The sequence below is a fragment of the Streptomyces sp. NPDC001787 genome, from assembly GCF_040297465.1.
Taxonomy (GTDB): Bacteria; Actinomycetota; Actinomycetes; order Streptomycetales; family Streptomycetaceae; genus Streptomyces.
The window spans coordinates 190048-196547 of sequence record NZ_JBEOZE010000016.1 but is presented as its reverse complement, the minus strand read 5'-3'; the positions used below and the strand labels follow the sequence as shown (position 1 = coordinate 196547).

At 72.9% G+C, this 6500-nt stretch carries 6 protein-coding genes and 1 pseudogene; 4 read left to right on the top strand and 3 right to left on the bottom strand.

Annotation, left to right across the window (positions count from 1 at the left end; translation table 11 throughout):
* Both ABT170_RS22750 and recX read left to right on the top strand, forming a co-directional pair.
* Positions 1–243: pseudogene (locus tag ABT170_RS22750) on the top strand (recombinase RecA); the annotation flags it as partial.
* A gap of 3 nt (positions 244–246) precedes the next feature.
* Positions 247–972 carry a recombination regulator RecX gene (gene recX / locus ABT170_RS22745; RefSeq protein WP_329946810.1) on the top strand — a complete coding sequence of 242 codons (726 nt, stop codon included), beginning with the start codon at positions 247–249 and terminating at the stop codon, positions 970–972.
* A gap of 36 nt (positions 973–1008) precedes the next feature.
* On the opposite strand, the gene ABT170_RS22740 is transcribed toward recX, so the two are convergent.
* Complete coding sequence (locus tag ABT170_RS22740; protein ID WP_351870188.1) at positions 1009–1731, bottom strand: DUF6197 family protein; 723 nt, start codon at positions 1729–1731, stop codon at positions 1009–1011.
* 218 nt (positions 1732–1949) lie between these two features.
* On the opposite strand from ABT170_RS22740, the gene ABT170_RS22735 reads away from it, so the two are divergent.
* Together ABT170_RS22735 and ABT170_RS22730 are read left to right on the top strand one after the other, a co-directional pair.
* Entirely contained in the window at positions 1950–2735 is a 786-nt protein-coding gene (locus ABT170_RS22735) for an ArsR/SmtB family transcription factor (protein WP_351870185.1), read from the top strand.
* The gene (locus ABT170_RS22730) at positions 2735–5353 is read left to right on the top strand and encodes an FtsX-like permease family protein (RefSeq protein ID WP_351870197.1); all 2619 of its coding nucleotides are present in this window, start codon (positions 2735–2737) and stop codon (positions 5351–5353) included. The genes ABT170_RS22735 and ABT170_RS22730 overlap by 1 nt, the downstream gene beginning before the upstream one ends.
* On the opposite strand, the gene ABT170_RS22725 is transcribed toward ABT170_RS22730, so the two are convergent.
* A complete protein-coding gene (locus ABT170_RS22725; RefSeq protein ID WP_351870182.1) occupies positions 5342–5824 on the bottom strand; it encodes a rhodanese-like domain-containing protein in 483 nt (160 codons plus the stop codon). The genes ABT170_RS22730 and ABT170_RS22725 overlap by 12 nt on opposite strands.
* A complete protein-coding gene (locus ABT170_RS22720; protein WP_502970553.1) occupies positions 5821–6441 on the bottom strand; it encodes a cupin domain-containing protein in 621 nt (206 codons plus the stop codon). The genes ABT170_RS22725 and ABT170_RS22720 overlap by 4 nt, the downstream gene beginning before the upstream one ends.
* Positions 6442–6500: the final 59 nt, after the last annotated feature.

Sequence of the window (6500 nt, the reverse complement as noted above, 5' to 3'; positions counted from 1 at the left end):
GGCGACCAGCTCGGCCAGGGCAAGGAGAACTCCCGGAACTTCCTCAAGGACAACCCCGATCTCGCCAACGAGATCGAGAAGAAGATCCTGGACAAGCTGGGAGTCGGCGTGCGGCCGGACGCGACGGCCTCCGAGCCGGCCGCGGACGCCGCGGGAGCCGCCGCGTCCGACGCCGCGGCGAAGCCGGCGCCCGCGTCGGCCACCAAGGCCAAGTCGGCCAAGGCGGCGGCGGCCAAGAGCTAGACCGTGACACGTCGTACGGAGTGGCCGGGCAGCGCCGCAGACCCTGGCGCGGGGCCCGGTCCGGAGTTCGCCGAAGGGGCCCCGTCCGAGCCGGGCGACGGCTCTGCCGGACGGTCCCGGTCCCGCCGCGGAGCGGGAGCGGGGTTCGGCGAGGGGGCGGGGCGCCGCGCCCGCTCCGACACCATGAGCAGCGGTTCCCCCTCCTCGTCGAGGGCCGAGAAGGGGGAACCGCGAGACCCGGTCGAGCAGGCCCGCAACATCTGTCTGCGGCTGCTCACCGGGACGCCGCGCACGCGAAAGCAGCTGGCGGACGCGCTGCGCAAGCGGGAGATCCCGGACGAGGCCGCGGAGGAGGTGCTGTCGCGCTTCGAGGATGTCGGGCTGATCGATGACGCGGCGTTCGCGGGGGCCTGGGTGGAGTCCCGGCACCGCGGCCGGGGACTCGCGCGCCGCGCCCTCGTCCGCGAGCTGCGCACCAAGGGCGTGGACTCCGCCCTCATCGACGAAGCGGTCGGCCGGCTCGAACCGGAACAGGAGGAGGAGACGGCCCGCGATCTCGTGGCGCGCAAGCTCCGCTCCACGCGGGGCCTGGACCGCGACAAGCGTCTGCGCCGCCTGGCCGGGATGCTCGCGCGCAAGGGATACGGGGAGGGCATGGCCCTGCGCGTGGTGCGGCAGGCGCTGGAGGAGGAGGGCGAGGACACGGAAGGCCTGGACGAGCCCTTCTGAACCGGGCGCCGGGGATCCGCCTCGCGGGCGGACCGGTCAGTGTCCGGCGACGGATGCCCGGTGGATCGTCGCGTCGATCAGTGCCAGGGCATCGGTGGCGGTGCGGCCGGGGTGCCGGTTCCAGGGACCGATCAACCCGGGCCAGCCCTGGGAGCGGAGCTCGGTGATCAGCCAGGCTCCGGACCGGTTCACGGTGTCGAGGGAGCCGTAGCCGAGCCGGTGCGCGGTGAGCAGGGCACCGCAGATGCAGCGGGCGCCCCTGGCATTGCGCAGCCGGTACGGGGTGTTCTGCCAGCCCCACTCGGTCAGCACCTGTCGTGCGTAGCCGAGCTGGGTGGAGGGGCGCAGGTCCGGCTGACCGACGCGCCGCCAGGCGTGCAGACGGTCGGGCAGGACCGCGCCGAACCGTCCGGGGAGGGGGCGTTCGTCCGGCGGGGCGGCGGGCCGCGTACGCAGCGAGTCGTCGATGAGCTGCTCGACGGGTACCGACAGCAGGTTTCTCCAGTCGGGCCTGTCCCGCGACACCGCGCCGCGCGACGAGCGGCCTGCCTCCGCCGAGCCCTTCACCGAGTCCATCGCCGGGTTCTCCGCCGAGCCCTTCGCCGGTTCCTCGGGGGACCGGCCGGCCGGGGGAGGCACGGGTGCGGGGGCAGGAGCGGTGTACTCCCAGCCCGTGACGATCTGCTGCCACACCTGCGTGTCATGCAGGAGGGAGGCCTGGCGATCGATCTGATCGGGGGTGGGAGCCGTGGTTTCCATCAGTGCGCATCTCCGTACATTTCGATCCTCGGTATGAGGCGAATGTCAGTCGTGCGCGGCGATTGCTCCACTGGAGTGTGGCGTTCGGGTGTGCCGTCGATCGTCCGCGGCGGCCCCGGAGACGTGCGGGAACGCGTCGGACGGGGGGCTAACCCCCGTATCAAGAAGCGGGCAGGCTTCAGTGCACAGGGATGTGTGCACAGAGCAGTGTGTACGTCATGGCAGACAGGCCCGGCGGTACCGAGATCACCGAACTGGCGGCGCTCAAGGCGCTCGCCCAGCCGCGACGTCGGCAGATCCTTCAGCACCTCACCCTGCGCGGTCCGGCGACATCCGCGAGTCTGGCCCGGGACCTCGGGCTGAACACCGGGGCCACCAGCTATCACCTGCGTGAACTGGCCCGGTACGGGTTCGTGGAGGAGACCGGCCCCGAAGACCCCGGGCTCCGGGAGGTGACGGCGTCCCGGAGTGCGGAGGAAGAGGGCTCCCGGACGGAGGATCTCGCGGCCCGCCGCCGCAGATGGTGGCGGGCGATTCCGGGCGACCGGCGGTTCCCGCCCCGGTCCCGCCAGACCCCCGAGACACGGCTCGTCATGGATGAGCTCAACCGCCAGACGTACGCGGAGGATCTGGCGCTCTTCGAGCGGCTTCAGCGCGGTGCCCCGGAGCGGGAGGAGCCGGCACAGCGGGAAGAGCAGGAGGCACGGGGCGCGCAGGGAGCGCCGGACGTGGACGAGTGGGCCGATGCCTTCGCGTACTCGCGTGGTTCCCTCCGGCTGACCCTGCCCGAACTCCGTGAGTTCTTCGAGGAGTACATCGCCCTGATGAACCGCTACAAGCGGCCCGAGGGCGACAGCCCGGCCGCGTCCCGCACGGTCCACACCCGCCTGCTCGCGTTCCCGGACCCTGCCTTCCCGGAACCCGACTTCCCGGACCCAGCCTTCACGGACCCCGCCCACCCCGCCCCCGCCTTCACGGACAACCGAACAGAGACGGACGCATGATGATGCTGCGCTACGCACTCCAGACGATCCGGGACCGGAAAGGGGGTTTCCTCGGCGCTCTGCTGGCCCTGATGTGTGCCGCCGCGCTCATCACCGCCTGCGGCACGCTCCTGGAGACCGGTCTGCGCGGAAGGATCACCACCGAGCGTTACGCGGCTGCCCCGCTGGTCGTCTCGGCCGACCAGAACGTCCATCGGACCACCGTCAAGCACAAGGGCAACGGGAAGACCAAGACCAAGCACAAGGCGAAGCCCGTCGCCGAGCGCGCCTGGCTGCCCGCCGCCACAGCCGACCGGGTGCGCGCGGTCGAGGGGGTCCACCGGGTGGTTCCCGAGCTCACGTTCCTCGCCGAGCCCCTGGACGACGGTACGAAGGCCGCGTCGGCCGACCGGCCCTCGTACGGCCACTCCTGGACCTCTGCTCCCCTCACGCCGTTCGCGCTCGTCGTGGGCAGGGCTCCCTCGTCGGCCGATGACGTGGTGATCGACCGCGGGCTGGCCGAGCGGGCCGGGCTCACCGCGGGGGACCGGCTGACCGTGCAGTCCACCGGTACCCCGCGCCCGTACCGGATCAGCGGAATCGCCGCTCCCGCACCCTCCGACGGAGGAGCAGACGCAGGAACAGACGCCGGAGCAGGCACGGGCGCGGGCACTGACCTCGCGCACCAGACCTCGCTCTTCTTCACCGACGCCGAGGCCCAGCGGCTCGCCGCACGTCCCGGCCGGGTGGCCGCCCTCGGCGTGATCCCCGTACCCGGTACGGACCTCGGACGGCTGGAGCAGCGGGTCGAGGAGGCGCTGAGCGGCACGACGGCACAGGTCTCCACGGGGGAGGACCGAGGTCCGGTCGAGTTCCTGAACGCCGCAGGGGCACGTATCAAGCTCATCTCCATGGGCGGGGCGATGGGCGGAACCGCGCTTCTGGTCGCCGTTCTCGTGGTCGTCGGCACGTTCGCACTCTCCATCCAGCAGCGTCACCGTGAGCTGGCACTGCTGCGTGCCATCGCCGCCACGCCGCGTCAGGTCCGCCGGCTGCTCGGCCGTGAAGCGCTGCTGGTGGGTGCCGCGGCCGGGGTGATGGGAGCACTCGCCGGGCTGCCGCTCGCCGCCTGGCTGCACGGCCGGTTCATCGGTCTGGGCGCCGTTCCCGCCTCGTTGGAACGCACCCCCGGCGTCTTCCCGGCCCTCGCCGCGGTGGCCGTCACCCTGGTCGGTTCCTGGGCGGCGGCCCGGATCTCCGGCCGCCGGATCTCCCGTATCCGGCCGGCCGAGGCCATGGCCGAGTCCGAGACCGGGCCGGACCGTCCGGCGTGGGGCCGGATCGCGGCGGGCCTGGCGCTGCTGGTGGGCGGCCTCGTCCTCGTCGCCGTGCTGGGGATCCTGCGCACCGAGGCCGCCTCGACCCCTGTCACCTTCCTCGCCGTGGTCGTCCTGGCCACCGCCGTGTCCCTGCTGGGCCCGCTCCTGGTCAGGTCGGCGGCAGCGCTGCTCTCCGGGCCGCTGCGGTCGGCGGGGCCGGGCGGAGCCCTTGCCACCGCCAACCTGCGCGGTCATGCCGCCCGGATGGCCGCGGTCGTCACCCCGCTCACCCTGCTCATCGGGATGACCTGCACCGTTCTCTTCCTCCAGCCGACTCTTGACTCCGCCGCCCGTACCCAGGCCCGCGAAGGCACCCGTGCCGCCGCCGTCGTGGTCGGGCAGGGCCCCGGCATCCCGTCCGCGGCCGCCGAGAGGATCCGGACGACACCCGGGGTCGTGGCCGCCACCGAAGTCGTACGCACCACCGTGCGGGTCGGCCTGGACAAGTACACGGTTCAGGGCGTCACCCCGGCGGGTCTCAGCAGCACCTGGGATCCCGATGTCACCCGCGGTTCGCTCGCGGAGTTCACCGCCGGCGCCGACAGCGCGGCCATCAGCGAACTGGCCGCCGACCGGCTGGGCCTGGGCCTGGGTGACGTACTGAGGCTGCACCTCGGCGACGGCACCCCGGCCACGTTCACGGTGGCCGCCGTGTACGCCAGGGGGCTGGGCTTCGGCGATCTGACCCTGCCCCACGACCCGGTCGCCCGGCACATGGACAACCCGCTGGCCACCACCGTCCTGGTCGCCTCGGACCTGGCCCGCGACGAACTCGCCGCCGAGGTGGCGAGGTTCACGGAGTTCCCCGGGCTCGCCGTCCTCGCACCGACGGCCGTCGACCGTCTCCAGGCCGACCGGCAGCAGGCGAACGCCGAGGTCAACTATCTGGCCATGGGCCTCGTGCTCGCCTTCACCGCCATCGCCGTCGTGAACACCCTCGCCATGTCCGTCTCCGAACGCGTCAGGGAGTTCGGGATGCTCCGGCTGGCCGGGGCGACCCGCCGCCAAGTGCTGGGGATGCTCCGGATCGAAGCCCTGGCGGTACTGCTGCTGGCGGCGGTCCTCGGCACCGGCATCGCCCTGGCCGTACTGACCGCCTTCAGCGTCGGGATGACCGGCGGCGCGGCGCCCGCCGTGTTTCCCCTCGGGTACGCGGCCGTGGTGGGAGCGGCGGCGCTGATGGCCCTGGTCGCCACCGCTCTCCCCGGCCGGATGGCGCTCAGGACCCGCCCGGTGGAGGTCGCCGCGTCACGGAGGTAGCGACCCGTCCGCCGCGCGGTCCCGGGCAACGTACGGGGGACTCCGCCGATCGAGGGCTTCCGGCCGGACGTCGACCGGGAGCCCTCGCGCGCGCCATGCCTGGAATCCGCCGATCAGGTCGGTGGCCCGGTGCAGCCCCAACTGCCGCAGGGAGGCGACGGCGAGACTGGACGCGTACCCCTCGTCGCAGATCACCACGATCCGCAGGTCGTGGCCGACCGCCTCGGCCGCACGGTGGCTCCCCCGCGGGTCGAGCCGCCACTCCAGCTCATTGCGCTCGACGATCAGCGCGCCCGGAATGAGGCCGTCCCTCTCCCGCAGCGCCGCGTAGCGGATGTCCACCAGCAGTGCCCCGTGGGACGCGGCGTCCGCCGCTTCCCGCGGGCCGATCCGCTCGTAGCCGGCCCTGACCCGCTCCAGCAGTTCGTCGATGCCCACCCGTTGGGCACCGTCGACGGCGTCGTCGCTCACCGCCAGTCCTCCGGACGTTCGGTCTGTTCCAGCCGGAGCACCGCGCCGGTCCGGCTGTACCTGCGGATCTGCGGCAGTGGCGGGTAGTACGCGTGCACCGAGACGGCATGCTCGTCGGCGGACTCGTTGAGCACCTCGTGCACATGGTGCTGCCCGAAGGCCCGGCCCTGACCTGCCGGCAACTGCCGTGAGCGGTCCACCCCTTCGCTCAGTTCCAGGGTCTTCCAGCCGTCGGTGGGCAGCCGCGCCGCCAGCGAGTGTTCCCTGAGCGTGCCCGACGCGGTGGTGAAGGCCCCGATGGACTCGGCGTGGTCGTGCCACCCGGTGCCCGAGCCCGGGGGCCAGCCGATGAGCCAGGCCTCGCTGCCGCCGGGCCCGTCGAGCCGTACCCAGGTGCGGCCCTCGGGGTCGAGCGGGAGGGAGGCGATGAGGGCCGTGTCCTGAGCGGTACGGCGCACGAATTCGAGCAGCTCCGCGACGTTCGGAGCCGCTGGGGTTCCGGTGGAGAGGGAGGCGGCGGCGGACCCGGAGGCACCAGGGGGGACGGAGGCGTCCGGGGAAGCAGGGGCACTCGGGGAAGCGGAGGTGGCCGGGGACGCGGACACACCCGGGAACACAGAAGGAGGCGTTGCAGACACAGGGACCGTCCTGAGAGTTCGCGCGAGGGCACGGCCGT

Bases quoted from the DNA above. Each gene is read 5' to 3' on its own strand.
- ABT170_RS22740 (WP_351870188.1), bottom strand. From the start codon at position 1,731: ATGGAAACCACGGCTCCCACCCCCGATCAGATCGATCGCCAGGCCTCC.
- ABT170_RS22735 (WP_351870185.1), top strand. From the start codon at position 1,950: ATGGCAGACAGGCCCGGCGGTACCGAGATCACCGAACTGGCGGCGCTC.
- ABT170_RS22730 (WP_351870197.1), top strand. From the start codon at position 2,735: ATGATGCTGCGCTACGCACTCCAGACGATCCGGGACCGGAAAGGGGGT.